This is a genomic window from Virgibacillus salarius (assembly GCF_039521925.1).
Lineage (GTDB): Bacteria > Bacillota > Bacilli > Bacillales > Amphibacillaceae > Virgibacillus > Virgibacillus salarius.
The window spans coordinates 50461-72568 of the sequence record NZ_BAAACY010000078.1 but is presented as its reverse complement, the minus strand read 5'-3'; the positions used below and the strand labels follow the sequence as shown (position 1 = coordinate 72568).

Annotated in this window: 21 protein-coding genes, 1 pseudogene and 1 riboswitch; of the genes and pseudogenes, 11 read left to right on the top strand and 11 right to left on the bottom strand. The window is 37.4% G+C overall.

The window, feature by feature from the left end; genetic code table 11:
• Window positions 1–21 precede the first annotated feature (21 nt).
• Complete coding sequence (locus tag ABDZ84_RS10490) at window positions 22–957, top strand: 1,4-dihydroxy-2-naphthoate polyprenyltransferase (RefSeq protein ID WP_026681514.1); 936 nt, start codon at window positions 22–24, stop codon at window positions 955–957.
• Between the two features lie 17 nt (window positions 958–974).
• A complete protein-coding gene (locus ABDZ84_RS10485; RefSeq protein ID WP_026681515.1) occupies window positions 975–1364 on the top strand; it encodes a hotdog fold thioesterase in 390 nt (129 codons plus the stop codon).
• A gap of 381 nt (window positions 1365–1745) precedes the next feature.
• Here ABDZ84_RS10485 and ABDZ84_RS10480 read toward each other — a convergent pair whose 3' ends face one another.
• The 4 genes and pseudogenes from ABDZ84_RS10480 to ABDZ84_RS10465 all read right to left on the bottom strand — a co-directional run bounded on the left by ABDZ84_RS10480 (window position 1746) and on the right by ABDZ84_RS10465 (window position 9206).
• Window positions 1746–2333, bottom strand: a complete 588-nt coding sequence (locus ABDZ84_RS10480) for an ECF transporter S component (RefSeq protein ID WP_205388750.1) — start codon at window positions 2331–2333, stop codon at window positions 1746–1748.
• Between the two features lie 162 nt (window positions 2334–2495).
• Window positions 2496–2644: riboswitch (FMN riboswitch) on the bottom strand.
• A 131-nt stretch (window positions 2645–2775) separates the two neighbouring features.
• A pseudogene (locus tag ABDZ84_RS10475) lies at window positions 2776–3021 on the bottom strand (transposase); the annotation flags it as partial.
• A gap of 200 nt (window positions 3022–3221) precedes the next feature.
• Entirely contained in the window at window positions 3222–7490 is a 4269-nt protein-coding gene (locus tag ABDZ84_RS10470) for a S8 family serine peptidase (protein WP_425542115.1), read from the bottom strand.
• 654 nt (window positions 7491–8144) lie between these two features.
• On the bottom strand, window positions 8145–9206 hold the full coding sequence (locus tag ABDZ84_RS10465) for a M20/M25/M40 family metallo-hydrolase (protein WP_026681518.1): 1062 nt from the start codon (window positions 9204–9206) through the stop codon (window positions 8145–8147).
• 320 nt (window positions 9207–9526) lie between these two features.
• Here ABDZ84_RS10465 and ABDZ84_RS10460 point away from each other — a divergent pair, with 320 nt between their 5' ends.
• Window positions 9527–10093 (top strand): thioredoxin family protein, encoded by a 567-nt coding sequence (locus ABDZ84_RS10460; RefSeq protein ID WP_121605566.1) that lies wholly within the window; start codon window positions 9527–9529, stop codon window positions 10091–10093.
• A gap of 129 nt (window positions 10094–10222) precedes the next feature.
• Complete coding sequence (locus ABDZ84_RS10455) at window positions 10223–11227, top strand: potassium channel family protein (RefSeq protein ID WP_121605567.1); 1005 nt, start codon at window positions 10223–10225, stop codon at window positions 11225–11227.
• Here the strand turns inward: ABDZ84_RS10455 and ABDZ84_RS10450 are convergent.
• Window positions 11207–11617 (bottom strand): YugN-like family protein, encoded by a 411-nt coding sequence (locus ABDZ84_RS10450; protein WP_026681522.1) that lies wholly within the window; start codon window positions 11615–11617, stop codon window positions 11207–11209. The two genes, ABDZ84_RS10455 and ABDZ84_RS10450, sit on opposite strands and share 21 nt — an antisense overlap.
• Before the next feature lie 116 nt (window positions 11618–11733).
• Between ABDZ84_RS10450 and yugI the strand changes: the two genes are divergently transcribed.
• Window positions 11734–12108, top strand: a complete 375-nt coding sequence (gene yugI / locus ABDZ84_RS10445; RefSeq protein WP_026681523.1) for a S1 domain-containing post-transcriptional regulator GSP13 — start codon at window positions 11734–11736, stop codon at window positions 12106–12108.
• 39 nt (window positions 12109–12147) lie between these two features.
• Here yugI and ABDZ84_RS10440 read toward each other — a convergent pair whose 3' ends face one another.
• Window positions 12148–12387: a DUF378 domain-containing protein gene (locus tag ABDZ84_RS10440; RefSeq protein ID WP_026681524.1), complete on the bottom strand. Its 240-nt coding sequence runs from the start codon at window positions 12385–12387 to the stop codon at window positions 12148–12150.
• 143 nt (window positions 12388–12530) lie between these two features.
• Between ABDZ84_RS10440 and ABDZ84_RS10435 the strand changes: the two genes are divergently transcribed.
• The gene (locus ABDZ84_RS10435) at window positions 12531–13877 is read left to right on the top strand and encodes a glucose-6-phosphate isomerase (RefSeq protein ID WP_321132544.1); all 1347 of its coding nucleotides are present in this window, start codon (window positions 12531–12533) and stop codon (window positions 13875–13877) included.
• 234 nt (window positions 13878–14111) lie between these two features.
• Window positions 14112–15281 carry a MalY/PatB family protein gene (locus ABDZ84_RS10430; RefSeq protein WP_026681526.1) on the top strand — a complete coding sequence of 390 codons (1170 nt, stop codon included), beginning with the start codon at window positions 14112–14114 and terminating at the stop codon, window positions 15279–15281.
• A 304-nt stretch (window positions 15282–15585) separates the two neighbouring features.
• Here ABDZ84_RS10430 and ABDZ84_RS10425 read toward each other — a convergent pair whose 3' ends face one another.
• Together ABDZ84_RS10425 and ABDZ84_RS10420 are read right to left on the bottom strand one after the other, a co-directional pair.
• Entirely contained in the window at window positions 15586–16155 is a 570-nt protein-coding gene (locus tag ABDZ84_RS10425) for a superoxide dismutase family protein (protein ID WP_026681527.1), read from the bottom strand.
• A 473-nt stretch (window positions 16156–16628) separates the two neighbouring features.
• Window positions 16629–16811, bottom strand: coding sequence for a hypothetical protein (locus ABDZ84_RS10420; protein WP_026681528.1), 183 nt, complete (start codon window positions 16809–16811; stop codon window positions 16629–16631).
• A 120-nt stretch (window positions 16812–16931) separates the two neighbouring features.
• Between ABDZ84_RS10420 and kapB the strand changes: the two genes are divergently transcribed.
• Window positions 16932–17318, top strand: coding sequence for a kinase-associated lipoprotein KapB (gene kapB, locus ABDZ84_RS10415; RefSeq protein WP_026681529.1), 387 nt, complete (start codon window positions 16932–16934; stop codon window positions 17316–17318).
• 443 nt (window positions 17319–17761) lie between these two features.
• Here the strand turns inward: kapB and ABDZ84_RS10410 are convergent, their stop codons facing one another.
• Window positions 17762–18025, bottom strand: coding sequence for a phosphocarrier protein HPr (locus tag ABDZ84_RS10410; RefSeq protein ID WP_026681530.1), 264 nt, complete (start codon window positions 18023–18025; stop codon window positions 17762–17764).
• A gap of 308 nt (window positions 18026–18333) precedes the next feature.
• Between ABDZ84_RS10410 and deoD the strand changes: the two genes are divergently transcribed.
• From deoD to ABDZ84_RS10395, 3 genes are all read left to right on the top strand, one after another.
• Window positions 18334–19041: a purine-nucleoside phosphorylase gene (gene deoD, locus ABDZ84_RS10405; RefSeq protein ID WP_026681531.1), complete on the top strand. Its 708-nt coding sequence runs from the start codon at window positions 18334–18336 to the stop codon at window positions 19039–19041.
• Between the two features lie 191 nt (window positions 19042–19232).
• Window positions 19233–19826, top strand: a complete 594-nt coding sequence (locus ABDZ84_RS10400; protein WP_026681532.1) for a biotin transporter BioY — start codon at window positions 19233–19235, stop codon at window positions 19824–19826.
• A 134-nt stretch (window positions 19827–19960) separates the two neighbouring features.
• Window positions 19961–20437, top strand: coding sequence for a divergent PAP2 family protein (locus ABDZ84_RS10395; RefSeq protein WP_026681533.1), 477 nt, complete (start codon window positions 19961–19963; stop codon window positions 20435–20437).
• Between the two features lie 230 nt (window positions 20438–20667).
• On the opposite strand, the gene ABDZ84_RS10390 is transcribed toward ABDZ84_RS10395, so the two are convergent.
• Window positions 20668–21366: a 3D domain-containing protein gene (locus ABDZ84_RS10390; RefSeq protein WP_026681534.1), complete on the bottom strand. Its 699-nt coding sequence runs from the start codon at window positions 21364–21366 to the stop codon at window positions 20668–20670.
• A gap of 402 nt (window positions 21367–21768) precedes the next feature.
• Entirely contained in the window at window positions 21769–22080 is a 312-nt protein-coding gene (locus tag ABDZ84_RS10385) for a YuiB family protein (RefSeq protein WP_026681535.1), read from the bottom strand.
• Window positions 22081–22108: the final 28 nt, after the last annotated feature.

Sequence of the window (22108 nt, the reverse complement as noted above, 5' to 3'; positions counted from 1 at the left end):
CAAAAACAGGAGGAGCATACCATGCAATCATTAAATAAAGTTAATATAAAGGATGCAATGAATGAAAAGGATGGTTTTCAAGTATGGTGGCGTTTATTACGTCCTCATACACTGACAGCATCTTTCGTTCCAGTATTTGTTGGGTCTATGCTTGCTTTTCGAGAAGGCCATGTTCACATATTATTATTTATCGCAATGTTAATTGCCTCCATGCTAATTCAGGCGGCAACGAATATGTTCAACGAATATTATGATTATGCTAAAGGACTAGATACCGAGGATTCTGTTGGTATCGGGGGCACCATTGTTCGTGATGGAATAAATCCAAAAACTGTCCTCCGCTTAGCACTTGCTTTTTTTGGAATTGCCATCTTAATTGGTATCTATATAAGTATTCAATCTAGTTGGTGGATAGCTGCTATCGGTTTAATATGTATGGTATTTGGTTATTTATATACAGGTGGTCCTCTACCCATAGCTTATACACCACTTGGTGAGTTATTCTCCGGTTTCCTAATGGGTACGGTCATTATTGGAATTAGTTACTTTATCCAAACAAACACGATCACTGGTGAGGTACTAATTGCTTCCATTCCAATAGCATTGTTTATTGGCGCAATCATGCTATCTAATAATATTCGTGATCTAGATAATGATAAAGAAAATGGTCGGAAAACACTAGCTATACTTTTGGGAAGAAAAAATGCAGTCCGCTTTCTAGCATTGATGTTCATTGTAGCCTTCATAACGACTGCGACGCTTATTATAGCAGACATTTTCCCACTATGGTCTTTCATTACATTTATTGGAATTATTAAAGCAGTTGATGTCATTAACAAATTTAAAGGCAAGACAGAGCCAATTGAAATGATGCCAGCAATGGCAGCAACTGGTAAAACAAACTCCATTTACGGAATTTTACTTGGGATATCTTTAGTTATTAGTATGTACATTTAATAAGGGGATATTATACTATGGACCATACGTTACTGAAAACATTAGGAATGGAAATTGAGACATTGACGAAGAATAAAGTAGTAGTCACGATGCCGGTTGATGAACGTACACATCAGCCAGCTGGATACTTACATGGTGGTGCTAGTGCTGCACTTGCTGAGACCGCTGCTAGCATTGGGGCTACATTACACGCAGATATGGAGCAAGAATCTATTTTCGGCATTGAAATTAATGCGAATCATATCAAAAGTAAGCGAACCGGTATAGTAACAGCTACTGCCATCCCTCTTCATGCAGGAAAATCAACAATGGTTTGGGATATTAAGATTACTGATGAGCAAGGCTCACTCATATGCATTTCTAGATGCACAATCGGTATTGTTTCAAAAAGACAAAAAAAGCAATAAAGAAAATTTTCCTTTGCGCAAGTATCGATAAGCAACTTTAAGCTATTGCTATTTCGCCTAGAATCGATGGTGTATTCTCCCTTTTGAAGTTGGTGTACGAAGCTAAAATTGTTAATCCAAAGCCCGAACGATAAAAATAAATGTGCATACGAGTACAGCCAAATTACGTAGACTCCTTGAAAAAGAATGTTTCTACTAGTACGATGGAACGCTTCCGAAGCCTTCCTTTGAATACCCTTGCTTTCAGCTAACGCCTACGACGACCTTCACCGTTCGGGACTTTAACCCTAGAGCGTGCGCACATGCCTGGCACACCAAAAGGAGTATAGAAAAACGAGCGTTTTTCTATACTCCTACGGCGTTACATAATCGCCCTTTTTTCTATGAAGCAATATGGACTTGTTTTTGTTCAATCCAGCTTTTTAATTTAATAAATAACGGGATAAATAACGCTCCAACGATGATACCCTTTATTACATTAAATGGAAGAACATATGCGTAAACGGAGAACCATTTAACGGAATTTGACATATCCTCCCAGCCCATAAACCAGCTGTAAGCAGGTAGAATGATGAAATAATTTAACAAACTCATTCCCAGAGCCATTATGATCGTTCCCGTTACTAGTCCAGAAACAACACTTTTGACTCCTTTATATTTATGATATAAGAGGGATACTGGAATGACGAACATAATCCCGGCCATAAAATTTGCAATAACTCCTACCGGATCTGTACCACCACTTATAGCTAAATAAAGAATATTCTTAATCGCTACAACAATAACCCCAGCTAATGGTGAAAAAATAAGGGAAGCCATTAATGCCGGGACATCACTGAAATCTACTTTTAAATAGCCTGGCAACAAAGGCAATGGGAAATTCAGGAAAAATAAGAGCAAAGATATGGTACCTAAAAGTGATAAAATAATAAGTTTTAATAGCTTTGATGATTGCATGTTACGTTTCATCGTTTTCCTCCTTCATCAATTATCGATTCCTATCTCGTGATGAAGGATATGAGCCTAACAGTTAGCAAATGAAAAACCCTAAAGCGCGGCCTAACCGGGGCTTTAGGGTACCATAAATTCATTAGGAAAAAGCAGTGCGAACTAACGCACCTTTTCTTGGCTCGACATCTTCTCCCATCCAGACTGTAACTGTCGGTTCTGGACTTACACCAGATCAGCCACAGCAAAATGCCTGCTGTGGGTCACGGACTTAAAGCAATTAACTGCTTCTTACCGTCGGTCGGGAATTTCACCCTGCCCCGAAGATGGAATCGATATTATGTTGTACCGTTATTTTAACCTATCTTTATTCGTATTGCAATATCTATGTTTACCTACTCAATCGATAAGTTTTCAATCAAATTAAGTATAGACTTTAGCGGAAAAGCAATAATCAGCTAAACTATAGAATGAACAAAAGCGCAAGCATCCGATTAGAAACGTAGCGACTGGAGCGAATCAACGGTGATAATACTATTTCAATAGGCGAACCGCCAGTCGTCAACAAACAAAAACTTCTTGACCAAAACATTTCTTTCCATAACTTTTTACGGACATGAAGAAAATCCATCTTGCTAAGTCTTGAACTGGCACTTTTATAGGCATTGATGAATTTCGATCATTCACTGTTGGGTTGTGCTTTGAACAAAAAAGGAAAAAAAGCCTTTGGGCTGTCACCCAACCGAAATTCATCTCCCCCTTACCGTTGGGCTACGCCCTTCACACGCTTGAAGTTGGAGACTTCTTTCGGAAGTACGTTAAAATTTCCTAGACTACAAAAAAAATCACTCCGCCCCAGTAATAATGGAGCGAAGTGATTTATACATGCTAAGAAATTATGAAGGATGCTTATTCTTCGACATTGATAAATAATTTACCTTCAGCTTGCTCACGAGTTTCGTTGCCATAGTCATCTTCGACCTTTACTTCTATTACTGCCCCTTCAGCAACAACATTGCTAGTTGCAGTCCAATAACCTACATAATGTCCATCTGATGTTTCCATCATTGGAAGCTCCGTAGCGTTCATAACCGTATTGGTCAATGGCATATGAATAAAGTACGTCGCTCTAAGCCCTGGTTCACTATCAAATTCAAATTTCACCGTCTCACCTGCTTCAAGTGTAACATCTTCCTCAGGAGTCAGATTCTCAATTTCTGGTACAGTGAAATCTACATCAATAGTAACAGATTCAGTGGACGTATTGCCTGCTAAATCATGAGCAGTTACTTCAATTTCATTTTCTCCGTTTTCTAAAAGTATTCGTTTAGAATACATGCCATCTTCAACAGCCGCTTCTTGTCCATTCACTTCCACGAAATCTAGGTTGGTATCAGAAACTGAACCTTCTACAGTTACGGTTTCACGATTAGATTTCTCTCCATCCTTAGGGCTGTCTATCGTTAATTCAGGAGACTCTGTATCCAACGTTACAGTTACAGGATCAGATTCACCTGTTGGAGTACCATCAAGTAATGATACAGCAGTTAATTCATTCGCTCCTTCCATCAATTCTACCGGAATAGCAAATGAACCATCATCACCAATTTCAGCAGTACCGGCTTCTTCGCCATTATTCATTAATTGAACGGTCGTTGTTGGTGAAGCAGTACCTTCAACAGTCAATTCGGTTTCGTTTGTAATCATATCTTCAGCTGGAGAAGTAATGACAGGTTCCTCCACCTCATAGTTTACACGAGCGCGAATCATGTAATTTCCTTCATTAGCAGGAGATTTAGACCAAGCCCCTCCTACTAATTGGTAGCTGCGTTCAGCATTAGGACTGCTTTCATCTGTAGCTAGACCTGGAGCACCTGTATTTGGAGCAGTTTGGATATATACCATATAGAAATCACCATCTACAGTAATTCCATGCTCAGAAAGATCAACTACCGTCCATGCATCTTTATCGCGATTTGCCTCTGCGTCAAATGGTCCAGCAAGTTTTTCACCCGGAGCACCGTCTGGTCCTGAAGCATCCCAAACTTCTACTTGGAATGCAGTTCCACCAGGGTTAGGGAACTCTTCATCCCAGAATTTGAATACACCAGAATCAACTACCCCAGCTTCTTCTCCTTCAGGAAGAGACATTTTCACTGCCCAACCATTGAAAGCATCATAAAATGCACGAGCGTTTTCTGGTGTACCATCATCATATGCTATTTCTCCACCAGGAACCGTATAGAATGGTTCTAACTCGACATCTGCTGTCGTATCGCTATCCGCTAGAGAAACTTCAACTTCCGTACCATGATAACCGCTAGACACTACTTTTAGTGTATATGTTCCTTCATAAGCTGTAAGCGAATAGTTACCGTTTTCATCAGTTGTCACAGGTTCAACATTTGCATCCTCAACTAATAGAAGAGAAGCCCCTGAGATTGGCTCGCCTGTTTGCTGATCAGTTACCGTACCGCTAACTGTGTATTGATCAACTTCTTCTAGCGTAAAATCAGCTTCAGCAGCACCATCAGCTTCAATGGTTACGGATTGTTCTGCTGATTCAAACCCGTATGCTTCTGCTTTTACCGTATATTCTCCTGCGGCATGAAGTAATGAGTAACTACCTGTTGCAGGGTCCGTAGTCACCGAACGACCACTTTCTAGGACACTAACCTGTGCACTCATAGGAAGTAGTGTTGGGCTGACTGCCTCTTTATCTACTAATGGTTCTTTCTTTGGCTTTACTGGCTGAATTTTTGCAGGATAAACTTTTTCTTTTAGCGTATCCTTTGTATCCGTTTTAATAACACCTAAAGCAGCGTTATCGAAACCAACTACCCCTATATAGCCTCGATCCTTTGCCAAAGATGCACTTTCACCATTAGAAGTATCTGCTAGTGTTACGTCATCAATATACCAGCCATCTCTAGTGACACTCCCATCTGTGTCAAGATTAAAGCCAATATACACACGCTGTCCACTATATTCAGACAAGTCTACTTCTACGCTTTCCCAACCATCTGAGGTATTCGTTATTTCCGTTAATTGTGTCCAATCTTCTTGGTCAGTTGATATAAACACATGACCGTAATCCCAATTGTTTTCAATATTGTACCATTGATTGAATTGCAAGTATGCATTTCCTTCTGGTAAATCAATTGGTGGCATAACCAGTGTAGTGTTTGTGTTACTATCATACTCACCTGCTAAATTTGTAGCATATACGTTTTCTCCTGAAGCTGCACTCTCTGGTCCAGAAGTTGGAACACCACGCTCCCAGCTGTTATTTTCACCAAACACTGTCCAGCCAGCCGATGCTGATTCAAAATCGTCAGAGAAACCAACTGAGACTCCAGATAATAAAGTAACCTCATACGTATCACTGGTTACTTCATTGTTACCAAAATCATTAATTGTCCAAGTATACGTTAGAGATTCACCATCTATTTGCTCTCCAGGAATCGTTACTTGGTATTCACCTTCTTTATAATCTCCTGAAACACGTTCCGCTTCGACAGTTTGTGTTTCACCATCTTGATCTGTATACGATAGATTTACACTGTTTACACTTATGTTGTCCGATACTTGAATGGACAAATTCAAATCCATTCCAGTATAAGATTCACTAGGACCTTCATGTTCGAAGACGGGAGCTTCTGTATCCTCTCCTGCCTTAGTAACCTGTCCCTCAAGTGTTCCTAACCCTGTAACAAGTAAAGAAATGGCATCATATGCATTTACAAGCCCATGACCATAACCATTATTCGGTACCTCTGTAAAGTTGTCATCTGTTAATGGCGTAGCCGTTGTTGTAAGAATTTCTTCAATTTCATCAACAGTTAGGCTAGCATCTGCTTGCTTTAATAATGCAACTACAGCAGATACTGCTGGACCAGCCATTGATGTTCCATTCCATCCACCTTCATAGCCACCACCAGGTACACTGGAACGAATATTAACACCAGGTGCTGAAATTTCAGGTTTAATTTCATCATAAGGAGATGGTCCCTGAAGAGAAAACCCTGCTAATACATCATTAACATCTGTTGCACCAGTTGCAAATGATTCCGGATAATTTGCTGGCACAGCTACAGAACCTGGTCCACCTGGATTTCCAAGCGATGTGTTACCCGCTGAAAATTCAGGGAATATTTCTGCTGCTCTCCAAGCAATAACCACATCACGGTACCACTCGTCTAAGCCAGGTCCACCACCCCAAGAATTATTTACGACATCTGGAGCCATTGACGCATCTCCACCAGGAGCAAGCATCCATTCAGCTGCAGCTATCAGCCATGTATCATAGCCACTACCTGCTGCATTTAATCCTTTGGCTGAAATCCATTTTGCACCAGGTGCTACACCAACTTGGTTAGAACCATCAGGTTCACTTCCAACCATTGTCCCGGTAACATGTGTTCCATGTCCATGGTCGTCATATGCTTCTTCTTCATCTGCAGTCGCATCGAAAAAGCTATAGGTATGATCAACTTCACCGGTATCATTATTATAGCCACGATATTTTTCCTGTAATGCTGGGTGATCCCATTGTGCACCACTATCAATACTAGCTACTACTGTACCAGTTCCATCAAAGCCCATCTCCCAAACAGACGGCGCTCCAACACGATCCACATTCCACTCAATATTGGTTAATTCCGATTCGATTTTTCCAGCCTCTTTATCAATTGTCACATCATAAAGTTCGCGTTCTTCATTTGGTAATATTTTTTCTACCTCTGCAAACGTCGCTAGCTTTTCTGCTATTTCTTTTGTAGCAGTTACCGCCATTCCATTTACAATATGGTAGGATTTGAAGCTCTCAATATTACCTTTTGCCTCTTGCTCCTCCAGAAAAGCTTTTACATTTGCTTGTGATTCTAGTGCAGTAGTCTTTAATTCGGATATTACAGCTGAGCGCTGCATATGCTCCGCCTTTTGTCCTGACAAGCTTGCTTTTGCTGCATCAGATCTTGCATTTTTTGCGACCTTCATGACATCTGCTTTTTCATTAAATTTTACCAGGAAGGTTACTTTGTCGTCGTCTTTAAATGCTTTTACTAATCGATCACTCACTTTTGCCTCGGCTATCTTATTAGAATCATGGGCAGACTGATGAAGCTTACCGCTTGATTCCGCGCTGGCTATTCCTGGTGTAATTAACGAAAATGTCATTAATACCGTTGCTGCAATACTTAGTGCTTTAGATTGACGTCGTCTTCTTTTAGCCTTCACAGCTATTCCTCCCCTCAATTTTTGACACATTCTGATGCAGACAAGAACCAACAAATTAAAAACACCTTCTGCCTCCCCCCTTGAAAATTTGGTTCTCAACTGACAGTGGTGCCTCCAGAAAAATCTAAGTTGTTACAGCAAGTATAGTAGATTAACTAGATAAAATAATGTCGAATCAAGTCGAACAAAAGCTGAATTTTCAAAATTGGTAGATTAGTAATATTTTTTCATCAACTTTTCATAGGTATTAATTCGTATGTTTCACCTACTAAAACTTCATAAAAAACCCCTCATTCCTTATAAGATAAGGAATGAGGGGTTACTTTCCATTACTTTACAGCCTAGAAAACAGTTAACTGCTTCACTAAAATGAAGCTATTTACCTAGGCATATCCCTATTTTAACATTGATGTTTTCTTCATTACAGAAAACATACTACTATATTACTTTATTTTGTAATATTCCATAGATAATAATTCTTATTTTTTGATACATTCTTAATGTTCGCACAATAATTCGGCCTATAGAATGAAATATTGTTAACTTTGCGTTATAATGCAGAAACCATACGCACTTACTGATAGCTACATATCTTTAATCTTCATCTAATGGGTTTAAACTTTCATTTCCAGTTAGAGAAGCAATCATCGTAACTAATAATTCAATTTCTTGTTCCATATCTTTCAAGCTAGACGTTTCTACAGGGGAGTGCATATAGCGTAAAGGTAACGACACTAAAGACACAGGAACCCCTTTACCGGTTAATCTCATTTTATCTGCATCTGTACCTGTCATTCTTGGTGTAAGCTCATATTGTACATTTATCTTTAACTGCTTCGCGGCTCTTTCTAACCATTGATTTATTTTCCTATTAATCGGCGCCCCTTTAGCAAGAACTGGTCCACCCTCTAGTCGGACATCACCATATTTATTTTTATTCACTCCTGGATAATCTGTAGCAAAAGTAACATCACAAGCGATTGCCATATCTGGTGCAACTCCCGCAGCTGCAAAATAGGCTCCGCCCATATTTGTCTCTTCATTAACCGTACTTGCTGCATAGACACCAACCTCACAGCCTCGTTCCTTTAACCCTTTTAAAACCTCAGCCACTATAAATGCGCCCGTTCGATTATCAAGTCCTCGGCCAGAAACGTATCTATCACTTAAAATCTCTGGTTTTGTATTGTAAACAACTAAATCTCCTATTTGGATATGTTGTTCAGCCTCTTCCTTCGTTTTGTACCCACAATCAATAAATAAATCTTCCAAGCTGAAATCATTCTTTAATCCACCGTGATGCTGAGCATTTACACCGATTACACCCGTAATCGTTTGCTGATAGCCTAAAACAGTAACTTTCATTCCAACAGCCGCTTTTGGATTAATGCCTCCCATTTGATCAAAATGTAAAAACCCTTGATCATCAATGCGGTTAATCACAAGTGCAATTTCATCACAATGACCTGCAAGTAATACTTTAAAAGGTGCATCTGGATTTAGTACACCAATCGCGTTTCCAGCATGATCCGTTCTAATTTCGTCAGCAAATTCTTTTACATACTGTATCCACTTTTTTTGTATTTCCATTTCACTACTTGATGGTGATGGTGTTTGTAATAAATTTAATAAAAAATCTTGGTTTGCTAATACCACTCTATTTTCCTCCTTATTCGATAACTTGATGATGTACTACTATTATGATAGCAAAAAATTCGATGAAGAGCACTTTTGTTTACGCGTATAATAACTATGTGTACACTTTAATAAAGTGAAACTTCAATCTGTGGGGATTTTGTGTATCCCACACGGATTGGTAGTACCAAAAGGGTATGACCTAAAGGCCCTAGAACCAATCGGACATTTACGGGCAATTGATCCCTTACTTAACAATATTGGTTTTACTGTATTGCTTGATGTGGGGGGCTTACTGCCAGTTATATGGGGGATAAAAAGATTTGAAGGAGAGAAAATCGATGGACTTAAATCAATGGTATAATATTGGTATTTCACCTGACACATATATTGAAACAATGGAACAGCATCAAGAAAACTTATTACATATTTATGATCATTTCTCCTTACCAGCTGATGAGGAGTTTTTTGCAAGCGTAAAAAAGAAAAATTTACGTGTAATTGTTTTAACGGAAGACTGGTGTGGCGATGCTATGTTGAACATCCCTATTTTATTACATATTGCGGAAGTAGCCCAAATTGATGTTCGTTTATTACATCGAGATAAAAACCTGGAACTGATGGATGAATACTTAACCAACGGTAAATCTCGCTCCATCCCCATCTTCATTTTTATCGACAAAAATGGCAATGAAGTTGCCAAATGGGGGCCGAGAGCGTCAGCAATTCAATCCTTTGTAGAAAAATCTCGAAGCGAATTACCTAGCAAAGAGTCTACAGATTATAAAGTAAAATTTGATGAAATGATCCTCTTTATGACAAAGTCTTATCGAAACCGTACTTCTTTTTGGACTGATGTATACCAAAGTTTAAAAGAAACACTGCAAAAAATAGAAGTTAATCAGTGATTCAGTTAACATAGCTGTGTTAATCCGTTGTCCTATTGGAGATTATAATTAGCGAAGCCTGTCCATAATGGAGAGTATAAGAGTAAAAAACTACGTTGAATCGTGTATTTTTGGGGACAGGTGACCGTTATGAGCATTCGAATTTTTAAACAAATCTACTTCAGACTGCCTATTTTTATTAGACTACTTGTAGTTATATTTTTGCTTATGTTTCTTTTTGGTGGCCTAATCCATATCGTAGAGCCAACGCAATTCCCAAGCATATTTGATGGCGTATGGTGGGCATTTGTAACTGGAGCCACGGTGGGTTACGGAGACTTTGTACCGTTAACCGCAACCGGAAAGATCGTTGCAATTTGTTTAATCTTGACTGGCGGTGGGTTAATTGCTTTCTATATAACCTCTTTATCTGCTGCAACAATTCAACACGAAAAGGACCTTGCACAAGGTAAACTCCCTTTTAAAGGTAGTAACCATTTAATTTTAATCGGATGGAACGAGAGGACCAGACAATTAATTGAAATTATTTCAACATCTTCCGTGCATATCCGCATGGTTCTAATTGATACAACCTTGGACCATGTTTCTTTTCCAGATTATCCGGTACACTTTATACAAGGTGATCCTTCAGAGGACCGTATATTAGAAAAGGCAAATATAAAACTAGCAGAACGTGTATTAATTACTGCAGATATCACTAAAAAGGAAAGGGATGCAGATAATCATTCTATCCTTACAGCCGTTGCTATTAGAGGAAATAACGCTAAAATTCCGATCATAGTGGAAATACTTTCTTCTATACAAATAGACAATGCACATCGTGCCGGCGCAACAACCATTTTAAGATCTAATGATTTCACCAGTGCTCTTTTTTACCATGAGTTATCTAGAGAAACCAAGGCGAGACCATTTGAGGATATTTATCATATCTTAACAACTCAACAATTTCATCATGCTACATTACCAGAAGAATTGGAGAATGTATCCTTTGGAGAGGCAGCCGCCATTCATCGGAAGAGCCAACAGATTTTATTAGGTATTATTCGAAATAGCACCTATTATATCAATCCAACATCAAAATTTATCCTAAAAAAAGACGATGTACTCATCGGACTAATCCCTTGGAATGATTAAGTCCTCAACTCTTTTCATTAGTTCTTTACCAGTAGTTATATACGCTTCTGGAACTTCAGCGTCAGGATCTGTTGGAGCTTGAAACTGATTAAATGTGCCTTGAAAAGCTCCTGCAGATCCGCTTTCATCGTAGCCTTTCTGATATTGATGTGCTAATAAAAACGGTTTTTCCAATCGGACAGTAACACCTGGGTAATCTAAGGAACCTTGCACTGCATAAAATGGTATTCGCAAAAAATAGTAAGTTCCTTGATCATCTATTTTTAAATCAAAAAATCCTTTCTCATAATCCCAATTTGAACCAATTACAAATCCTTCAGGCTTTAACAATTCCTCAAGTACAAATAAAGAATAAATTTTGTTTTCCAATTTTGATTCTAGTGGTACCAATATAAATCACCCTTTCATCAGCGTTATCTTTAATATGTTTTGCCACATGTTAATTATTATGCTAAAATATTTTATTGTGTAAAATGAATCGAATAATGGTATAGGAGTTGTTCAGCATGACAAACAAATTTGAGAATGGTCAAATTTTAGATGGAAAAGTTACAGGAATTCAACCATATGGTGCTTTTGTGGCACTTGATGACGAGGTTCAAGGTCTTGTTCACATATCTGAAGTTACACATGGATATGTAAAAGATATTAATGAGCACTTATCTATCGGTGATGAAGTAAAGGTAAAGGTTTTACAAGTTGATGAAGAAAAAAACAAGGTTTCATTGTCTATCCGCGCAACAGAGGAAGCTCCAAAGAAGCAAGCGAAGCCTCAGAAGGTACAAGCAAAACATACAGATAATGATTCTGCAGGTTTTAATACACTAAAAGATAAGCTTGAAGAATGGATCAAGCAATCAGAAGGTAATTATAGTAAATAATGATAAGGCAAACTCAATCGTACGAGTTTGCCTTATTATTTAACTGTCAGCCCTCCCAGGCTCACGTTGATCTGCAAATGCTTCATCCGTTTTAAATAATAAAGGTAGCAATACTAGGCCGCTTATACCTACCAATGTATAAATCACACGCGCGAAAGCAGCACTTTGCTCACCACCAAAGATAGCTGCTACTAAATCAAATTGAAATAAACCAATTAAGCCCCAGTTAATTGCACCAATGATTGTAATTGCTAAAGCGGTACGTTGTAATCCATTCATCATTTACCCTCCTTTTCTCTTTTATTCACCTTAGCTTATGCATCTTATAAAAATCTATACAGTGTCTTTCTTGATTTCATAACATCACTTGGGTAAAGTAAGTTATGTACAGGTTTGAAAGTGCTGATGAAGGAGGAAATAAGATGACACATGTAACATTTAATTACAAGAAGGCTTTTGCTTTTTTTAATGAACAGGAAATAGATAATCTAGAAGGTGCCGTAAATGCTGCACATCATGCCATACATGAAAAAACGGGTGCAGGAAACGACTTTCTCGGTTGGGTTAATTTACCTGAAACGTATGATAAGCAAGAATTTGCTCGAATTAAAGCAAGTGCTAAAAAAATCCGCGAAGATTCAGATGTATTATTAGTCATTGGGATTGGTGGCTCTTACTTAGGTGCTCGAGCTGCACTTGAAATGCTTAATCATTCTTTTCAAAGCTACTTATCGAAGCAAGAAATCGATGCGCCGCATATTATCTTCGTTGGGCATCATATGAGTTCAACCTATATTCATGAATTAATGGATGTTTTAAGAGATAAGGATTTCTCTATTAATGTAATTTCCAAGAGTGGAACAACAACAGAACCAGCCATTGCTTTTCGGATTTTCAAAAAAATATTAGAAGAAAAATATGGTGAGGAAGCTGCAAAAGACAGAATTTATGCTACAACGGATAAAGAGAAGGGTGCTTTAAAAACTTCCGCTGATCAAGCTGGTTATGAGACCTTCGTGATCCCTGATGCCGTTGGTGGTCGTTACTCCGTTTTGACAGCCGTTGGTTTGCTTCCTATTGCTGTTAGCGGCATTTCTATTGATAACATGATGAACGGTGCTCATGCAGCCATGAACGATTTAGCAGAACCATCAATCAAGAATAATCCTAGTTATCAATATGCAGCAGTTCGTAACATTCTATACAACAAAGGAAAAACGACAGAAATGCTTATTAACTACGAGCCAAACCTTCATTATTTTGCTGAATGGTGGAAGCAGCTTTTTGGAGAAAGTGAAGGAAAAGATAATAAAGGGATATATCCATCTTCTGCAAATTTCTCTACCGATTTGCATTCACTTGGTCAGTATGTACAGGAAGGTCGTCGTAATTTATTCGAAACAGTATTACACGTAAATGAGTCCAAATATGATATTACGGTAGAAGCGGAAGAAGATAATTTAGATGGCCTGAATTATTTAGCAAGTAAAACGATTCATGAAATAAATGACAAAGCCTTTCAAGGCACATTATTAGCACACACTGATGGCAATGTACCTAACTTAATTGTAGAGATACCAAAGCTCGATGCATATACATTTGGTTATTTGGTTTACTTTTTTGAAAAGGCGTGTGCCATAAGTGGCTATCTACTTGGTGTTAATCCATTTGATCAGCCTGGAGTTGAGGCTTACAAAAGAAATATGTTTGCCCTACTAGGAAAACCTGGCTACGAAGATGAAAAAGAACAGTTAGAATCAAGATTATAGTGCTTTCCAAAAAACTTACCAATTTAGGTTTAAATTTCTATTTAACAGGGTATACTATCAAATGTAAGACTTTCTCGTATTCCCCCTGTAAGCAAAGCGATATCGCTTTGCTTTTTTTATGGATAAATCTTCGTTTACTCCCCTGTTAAAAAGGCATATTTCTTTAGTTTAATTATAAGAAGTATAGTGAAAGAAATGTTATACTATAAAAAATAAATAGCTAGGAGGTCACAAATGGGAATATTTGATTTGCAACATAATAGAAAGAATACACGTTCGGTTAAATGGGATATGCTTAAACCAATGTTTCAAACAGAAGATGTATTACCAATGTGGGTAGCAGATATGGACTTTAAAGCTCCTGAACAAGTAAATCAAGCTTTAATTGAACGAGCACAGCATGGTATATACGGCTATACGGTGATTGATGATGAAGTCAAGAATTCTATACTTAAATGGTTATCACAAAGACATCAATGGAATATCAAACAGCAATGGCTATCATTTAGTCCTGGTGTTGTTACAAGCCTACATATGGCAGTACAAGCTTTTACAGAGCCTGGAGATAAAATTATTATACAAACTCCTGTGTATACGCCTTTTTATAAGGTAATAGAAAGTCACCAAAGAGAGATTGTGAAGAACCCACTCATCTATAAAAACAATTATTATCAAATTGATTTTGCTGACTTTGAAGAGAAACTAAAACAAGGAGTTAAAGCGTTTATTCTTTGCTCCCCGCACAATCCAGTAGGACGAGTTTGGAAAAAAGATGAATTAACTGAGCTAGCTCGTTTATGTATGAAGCACAATGTTCTAATTATTTCTGATGAAATTCATGGAGATCTTACATTCCCTGGTGAAGTGCATATACCGATTGCGTCACTTTCTGAGGAAGTCGCCGAACAAACCATAACTTGTATGTCCCCATCCAAAACATTTAATCTTGCTGGTTTACAAGCATCTTATGTCGTGACTTCTAATAAAGAAAAAAGGGAATTACTAGATGCTCAATTTGCTAAGCAAGGTGTTAATATGCTTAATACAATGGGAAATACTGCATTAGAGGCAGCTTATACACATGGTGAAAGTTGGCTTGAGGAGCTTCGGCATCTTTTAAAAAATCACCAAACGTATGTAAAGGAGATGTTTGAAGAACATACACCAGAATTAAAAGTTATCGATTCTGAAGGAACCTACTTATTATGGATTGACTGTAGTGCGTTAAAGCTAGATCATAAAGAACTCAAATCGTTTATGATAAAAAAAGCAAAGGTAGGCTTAAATACGGGAGTTGATTATGGACAAGAAGGCGATACTTTCATGCGCATTAATATCGCTTGCCCTCGAGCAACCCTCGAAGAAGGAGTGCAGCGAATCATTTCTGCTGTAAAAAATAGATAATTAATGAGTTTGTGCTAAACAGAGAATTTGCAAGTCGAATGGTCATACTATTGTAAACTGAAGTATGGTAATCCTTTCCACAGGTCCAGCTAACACGCTAACTTAGAAGCTGCTTAGCAGTGCCGCTCTTCGGACATTTGCGGATCTGCAGAAGTCATCCATATTGCCTCTGCTAGATTTACACTATTTTCGCCATTCCTTTCGCTTAGATACGTCACCATATAAATGAATATTCCGAACTGTAATCCGGTTATAACCGTATACGGATTACGGTTCGGAGTTTCTTTATCTTTTGTCTCGTCCTCTATTCTTCCTGTTTTTCATTATATTGCGTAGGATCTGTTGGAGATTCTTCTTGTTTTTCGTTTTTAGTTAATGTACCGCATATAATTCTTTCGCCTGAATTACCACCAGGTTGGCTCATTCCATCATCTTCTCCTTCTGTAACAATGACAGCTGTCCCATCCCCTCTTGTCAGAGAATTTTTCCCATCCAACAATGTTGCTTCCGGAAGCATAAGATCTGCATCAACCAAACCTCCTGAATCTGCCTCAATATTTGGCAAATCTCCTAAATGAGCACCCTCTGGATGCATGAGTCCATGCTCTTTTCCCTCTGGATTAAAATGATTTCCTGCTGATTTAAAATCCGGGCCTTCACACTTAGCGTATTCATGCATATGAATACCATGGAATCCTGGAGCTAAACCCTCAAGCTTTACTTTAAGATTCACGCCACCTGACTGTTCATTAAAAGTAATAGTTCCGAGCATATCTCCAGAAGCATTATACATATCAACACTTTTACTCTTTTCATCTTTCGGTTGGCAGCCTGTTATTAAAAGCATAATTAGAATAAAGGATAACCAGCGCATACGATTGTCTCCTTTTAACTGATTTGCCCTTTATTCTTTACCTATTTTAGAAAATCTAATCGTTGTGTAGGGATAAAGTGATACTTCAATCAGTGGAAGTTTGATTTATCCTCCACTGATTGTTAGTATCACAAGGCTAGGACCTAAAGGTCTTTGAATCAATCGGACATTTACTGCCATTCGTCCCCTTCTTATCCATATTGGTTTCTCTTTATTGCTTAGTGGGATTCTTACTGCTAGTTATATGCGGGAAGACAAAATCGCAAGTGCCCGATTAGAAATGTAGCGACTGGAACGACAACGAAGATAAAGGAATCACGGAGCTTGCGAACCGATGATGATTTATCCGTAGGGCTATTCGTGAACTCGCCTAGTTCCTGAAGGCTCTGGACGCGGCTCAACAGGCCCATATATATCCACAGGCTCAAATTTTATAATTTCGTAGACTATGAAAAAAGAAGATTTAGTACACATTATTCATTATTTTTATCGTTTAATTGCTCATTATATTGCTCATTAAATTTTTTCTCATCATTTTTAGATTTTTTATAGAACAAATACATTACAATACTAGCAGCAATTAAAAAGATGACTAAAGTGATTACAGCTGGGATATATTCTGATTTATCCTCTGGGAAATAGAGAAATGGCATCATTTTCATTCACTTCCTTCTTTGCTATTATAGCAAATTCCACTATATAACTAAATGAGTGATCTATTTTGTTCGCTAAACGGATACATTTTTGGCACAATAATAGTAAGGAGGACGATAAATATGCCAGAAGTTCAACTAGGGGAAACAGTTAAAGCCCATTATCGCTCAGGAACATATATCGGTAAAGTAATGGACGATAAAGGAGATCGCTATGTTGTAGAGGTCCTTGCTGTTAAGAAGCATCCAATGCAAGGAGATTTGCACAATCCGAATCAAACCGAAGGGGTTTTCTTCCATGAAAGAAAAGCCCTTGCACATCATGAAAAAATGAATGTAAAAAAACCAGCTGTACATTCATATCCAGATCCTATACCTAACTACATAGTATCATTAAAAGAAGCTGTAGAAACGTATCGAGCAAAGCTGCTTAAAGACGATACTGCATATCACAGAGCAGCACTGGAGTGTTTAAATAGGTTAGAAGAACAGTATTATGACAAAATATAGAAGAGGTCCAAGCCCACTTTCACGCTATAAAGATTTACTACACCCAAGCCTGATTAGCTAATTCATTACTATCAGCAGTGCTAGATGAAGGTAGCACCTTTTCACTATATGTAAAAAAGGCTGGGACAAAACACAACTTCTTTACCCAAAATACGAATAATCATATTATCAATAAGAGCATCATCGCCACACCGTGAAAATATACGCGCTTTTCGCGGGCACGGCCTCAGCTAACTTGGTAAAGAAAAACACGTTACCAAGTGGATTTTCGGACTCGTGCTGTTCCCACCGGAGTCTCGCTTATTTTAGGTGCTAAATGAATGATTCTTATCAAAAAACGAACGATAATTAATTGAAATTAATTATCGTTCGTTTTTTATTGTTTCTTCATTCTTTTGTCTCAGCCTTATGATAAAGGACATTTAACAAATAACTTTAAATTATTATTCACCTAAATGCTCTTTAATTACTTCCTCTACACCCTTAAGCGCTTCTTCCTCATCAGTTCCTGTAGTGGTAATTTTAATCTCTGCACCTTTAGGAATTCCTAAGGACATAACACCCATTATTGATTTTAGATTTACTGTCTTCTCATTGTATGAGATTTCTACTTCTGACTCGAACTGACCTGCTTTATTTACCAGAAGTGTAGCTGGACGTGCGTGAACTCCTGTATCCGCTGTAATTGTAAAATTTTGTTCTTTCATCCTCATTCATCCTTCCAAAGATATTATCTTTTTATGTACATACAGTACATTGGTTTTTCATATGTTATTAAGTGAAAAACTGAACTAATAATATTATATACAATAATAAGCATTTTTGAAACAGATAAGCTACAGTTTTTTATGTATCGACAAAGATTTAACAACTTCTGCTTCTATTTTCAATCATGATACGATAGTTTATACCTATTATTTGTCAGAAAGGATGAATTATAGAACTATTTGTCTTTCCTAATAGCTTATGATAACGTTATTTTGAAAGTATTCCATTTATACTAGGAGGAATTAACATGAGTGTACATATAGGTGCAAAGCAAGGAGAAATTGCTGACAAAATATTATTACCAGGTGATCCCCTTCGTGCCAAATATATCGCAGAAACTTTTTTAGAACATCCAACACAATATAATAGCGTTCGCGGTATGTATGGATTTACAGGAACATATAAAGGAGAAAGGGTATCGGTTCAAGGAACCGGAATGGGAGTTCCTTCCATCTCTATATATGTGAATGAATTAATCCAGAGCTATGATGTAAACAAACTAATCCGCGTAGGTACTTGTGGAGCAATACAAAAAGATGTCAAGGTTAGAGATGTTATTCTTGCTCAAGGATCTACCACTGATTCACAAATGAATCGCATGACCTTCGGTGGTATAGACTACGCTCCACTTGCTGACTTCCATTTATTAAAAAATGCATATGATGCTGGAATAGAAAAAGGATTAAACTTGCGAGTAGGTAATGTCTTTACAAGTGACACGTTCTACCGTGATAACGCAAAAGAAATCAATGAAAAGCTTGCTGCTTATAAAGTGCTTGCAATTGAGATGGAAACAACTGCATTATATACCTTAGCAGCAAAGTATGATCGCCAAGCTCTTTCCGTTCTTACAGTTTCTGATCATATATTAACTGGTGAAGAGACGACCTCCGAAGAAAGACAAACAACCTTCAATGACATGATGGAAATTGCATTAGAGACAGCGATTAAATAGCATAACATAGAAGGTGGGAGCCTACACCCACCTCTTTTATTCCCCTCTCTACTTTTCTTCCTTAAAGAAATTATCTAACATAGAAATAGTTTATCTAGCATTTAACAGCCACAATTTTTGTTAACCCAAAAAAAATGAGGTTGACAAAAATCCATTCTCCAATTACTATCATATACAGAGAGGATGAGATTATGAAAGGATTACGAACAATTGATCTTACATATGGAGCCGTATTTGTTGTTTTAATGGCTATAGGTGCAAATATTACGGTTTGGTTTCCTATGCTGGCAGTTCCAATCGGCGGGACAAGCGTGCCTTTATCCTTACAGACATTCTTCGCCATATTAGCCGGATTAATGTTAGGTAGAAAGCTAGGAACTCTTTCTGTTCTAGTGTATATACTTGTCGGATTTGCTGGTGTTCCCGTATTTGCTGGATTGTCAGCGGGACCTACAGCATTATTAACTCCAACTGGTGGATTTATCATATCTTTTATTTTTGTAGCCTATTTTACTGGATGGATGGTCGATAAACGGAAAGAAAGCTCTCTTTTTTATTACTTACTTGCTGCACTCGTTGGAACCATCATTAATTACGGTATAGGTGTATCATATATGTATGTCGCCTTAAATACGTGGTTAGCGGCTCCTATAACTTATCCATTAGCTTGGGCTTCGATGATTCCATTCTTGATTAAGGATATCGCCTTTGCTGGTTTAACTGCTTTATTTATGGTCAGAATTGCAACACGTATTCCAGCAGTTCGCCAAGCCAAAATTGGATAAATACTAAATTTATAAAATAATTCTTTGGTGCGCCTGATTACTAGCCATTCATGTGATAATATAGCATTAGATACCATGCATATTGTCATCTAACAAGGGATAAACTTTCCTTTAGAAAGGATGTTTAGACGACCATGGAATTATTTCATAATTACCCATTGTTTGCTGCTCTAACTGCAATAATTTTTGCTCAAGTTGTTAAAATTCCCATTTCGCTTATCGTTACAAGAGAATTTAAACCGGATTTAGCTTTTAGTACTGGAGGAATGCCAAGCAGTCATTCAGCTGCTGTAGCTGCATTAACAACAGGTGTAGGTATTGTAGAAGGAGTTTCCTCTACCATGTTTGCTATCTCATGTGTATTTAGTGTGATCATCATGTTTGATGCTACTGGTGTTAGAAGACAGGCCGGGGAGCAAGCCATCGTGTTAAATCAATTAATTAAAGATTTCCAGCTATTTATTGATGGAGCAAAAGATTGGACAAATAAAAAGCAATTTGAAAAACGCCAAGAACTAAAGGAATTATTAGGTCATCAGCCGATCGAAGTATTTTTTGGCGGATTAACAGGTGTAGCGATTGCATTCATTTTAAATGCATTGCTAAATTAATTCATGCTGGAGCAATAGTATTTTAGTTTAAGCAAAAGCCGAACTATCATTCGAAATATTTGGTACTGATCTCTTGAAATTAGATTCCTCTAACTTCAGGGAGCGGTACCATCAGAACTCTTCGAATCTGTTCGGCTTTTTTGCTTTTAAACTATTTATTGGAAAAGCACTATTTAGCTGATAAAAAACACATAAACTTCTGTTGACCTATTTTAACTAATTATACTTTTTTAACTATCCGTTATTTCCTGCCTAAATACTTGTAAAGCTTGATTCTCATTTAATTCATCCAATTTCTTTTCCGAAAGCTTACCATTACCTTTTTCAATCACGTATACATCAAGTTTCTTTTTCCCCCACTGACTGTATACGTCCTCGACCGTATTATAATAAAGGTCAATTTTATTCCCATTAATAGCACTGCCCTTATCAGCAACAACTCCAAATCCATAATCAGGAATAAATAAGATAGTGCCGATAGGATATACATTAAGATCTGCTGCTATCGTAGAGTACAAATCTCTTTTTACCTTGACCCCAGAATAAGTAATCCCATATTCCGGATGATCTGGTGTCTTTCCTGTTGACTCAATTCCAGCAGTATATCCTGTTGCAACAACATTTGCGCTTGGATACTGTTCAAAATTAATTACATCAGCTAATGTCTCTGCACCTTCAATTTCCTCACTAGAAATATAGCGCTTCTTCTCCTTTAGATGATTCAATGATTTCCCTTGTAATACCGTATGCCTAAGGGAAGAATCAGACGCCTTTGCTTCCTTAATCATATGAACAGCAGGTGATTTCAGCTTGGACCACACCTCTACTTCTGCAAAAGATACATTGGTTATGGACGAAATAGTAGTAAGAAACGCTACGATTGCTAAGATTACTAAACTTGTTCTACGAATAAAACTTTTGACATTCATAAATAACACCTCTCTGGTAGTGAACCTTTGTACAGTCTATAGAAAGTTCCAGTAAATCAAGCTCTTCCCTGACTCAGGACAGATAGTTGATATGGACAAAACTCCCAACAAAGGTTTCCTTTTTCCTACCAGTTCAGCATTTCCAATTAATCAAAAAATATACAAAACCACATAAAATTTTTTAGATAAATATGAAAACTTTAAATTTATAATCGTAATGTTTGTTTATTTATAAACGAACTAAAATCTTAATACCAGTTATGCATGTATAGTAACTAGAGAATTATTCCTTTCAAAAAAACAATCCGAACTACTTTCCGAAAATAAATATACTCGGATTATAGTCCGGATTTACTGATCATAAATCCACTTATCTCTTTTTCTTTGTTATAAACAAAGCTTTTAAAACATTTGATATCCACTTTTTCTTAATAACTTAATAATGATTCCAGACACAATTGTACCTGCAAATCCTGCTACTAATATGGCAATATCAACTGGAGTGATTTGCATTAGCCTGGAAAAAGCTTCTGAAAATGCAGATCCTGGTGCCTTTAAATACTCCATTGTAGACATATTATCTACAATAATTAATACGACAAATGGATATAAAAATGCCATCAACCATGTTCTTCGTAATAACATATTCAATATAAATGCAATACCAAAAAAGATGACAAAATATAATATAATCGACACTACTAATTGAATCAAAACAGGTGGCTCCCTTCGCAACTTTACT

Excerpts from the sequence above, each read along its gene's own strand:
- ABDZ84_RS10455 (WP_121605567.1), top strand. The coding sequence starts at position 10,223 with ATGAGCATTCGAATTTTTAAACAAATCTACTTCAGACTGCCTATTTTT.
- ABDZ84_RS10440 (WP_026681524.1), bottom strand. The coding sequence starts at position 12,387 with ATGAATGGATTACAACGTACCGCTTTAGCAATTACAATCATTGGTGCA.
- ABDZ84_RS10430 (WP_026681526.1), top strand. The coding sequence starts at position 14,112 with ATGGGAATATTTGATTTGCAACATAATAGAAAGAATACACGTTCGGTT.
- ABDZ84_RS10425 (WP_026681527.1), bottom strand. The coding sequence starts at position 16,155 with ATGCGCTGGTTATCCTTTATTCTAATTATGCTTTTAATAACAGGCTGC.
- kapB (WP_026681529.1), top strand. The coding sequence starts at position 16,932 with ATGCCAGAAGTTCAACTAGGGGAAACAGTTAAAGCCCATTATCGCTCA.
- ABDZ84_RS10410 (WP_026681530.1), bottom strand. The coding sequence starts at position 18,025 with ATGAAAGAACAAAATTTTACAATTACAGCGGATACAGGAGTTCACGCA.
- ABDZ84_RS10420 (WP_026681528.1), bottom strand. The coding sequence starts at position 16,811 with ATGATGCCATTTCTCTATTTCCCAGAGGATAAATCAGAATATATCCCA.
- ABDZ84_RS10435 (WP_321132544.1), top strand. The coding sequence starts at position 12,531 with ATGACACATGTAACATTTAATTACAAGAAGGCTTTTGCTTTTTTTAAT.
- deoD (WP_026681531.1), top strand. The coding sequence starts at position 18,334 with ATGAGTGTACATATAGGTGCAAAGCAAGGAGAAATTGCTGACAAAATA.
- yugI (WP_026681523.1), top strand. The coding sequence starts at position 11,734 with ATGACAAACAAATTTGAGAATGGTCAAATTTTAGATGGAAAAGTTACA.
- ABDZ84_RS10400 (WP_026681532.1), top strand. The coding sequence starts at position 19,233 with ATGAAAGGATTACGAACAATTGATCTTACATATGGAGCCGTATTTGTT.
- ABDZ84_RS10480 (WP_205388750.1), bottom strand. The coding sequence starts at position 2,333 with ATGAAACGTAACATGCAATCATCAAAGCTATTAAAACTTATTATTTTA.
- ABDZ84_RS10460 (WP_121605566.1), top strand. The coding sequence starts at position 9,527 with ATGGACTTAAATCAATGGTATAATATTGGTATTTCACCTGACACATAT.
- ABDZ84_RS10485 (WP_026681515.1), top strand. The coding sequence starts at position 975 with ATGGACCATACGTTACTGAAAACATTAGGAATGGAAATTGAGACATTG.
- ABDZ84_RS10390 (WP_026681534.1), bottom strand. The coding sequence starts at position 21,366 with ATGAATGTCAAAAGTTTTATTCGTAGAACAAGTTTAGTAATCTTAGCA.
- ABDZ84_RS10395 (WP_026681533.1), top strand. The coding sequence starts at position 19,961 with ATGGAATTATTTCATAATTACCCATTGTTTGCTGCTCTAACTGCAATA.
- ABDZ84_RS10470 (WP_425542115.1), bottom strand. The coding sequence starts at position 7,490 with ATGACATTTTCGTTAATTACACCAGGAATAGCCAGCGCGGAATCAAGC.
- ABDZ84_RS10490 (WP_026681514.1), top strand. The coding sequence starts at position 22 with ATGCAATCATTAAATAAAGTTAATATAAAGGATGCAATGAATGAAAAG.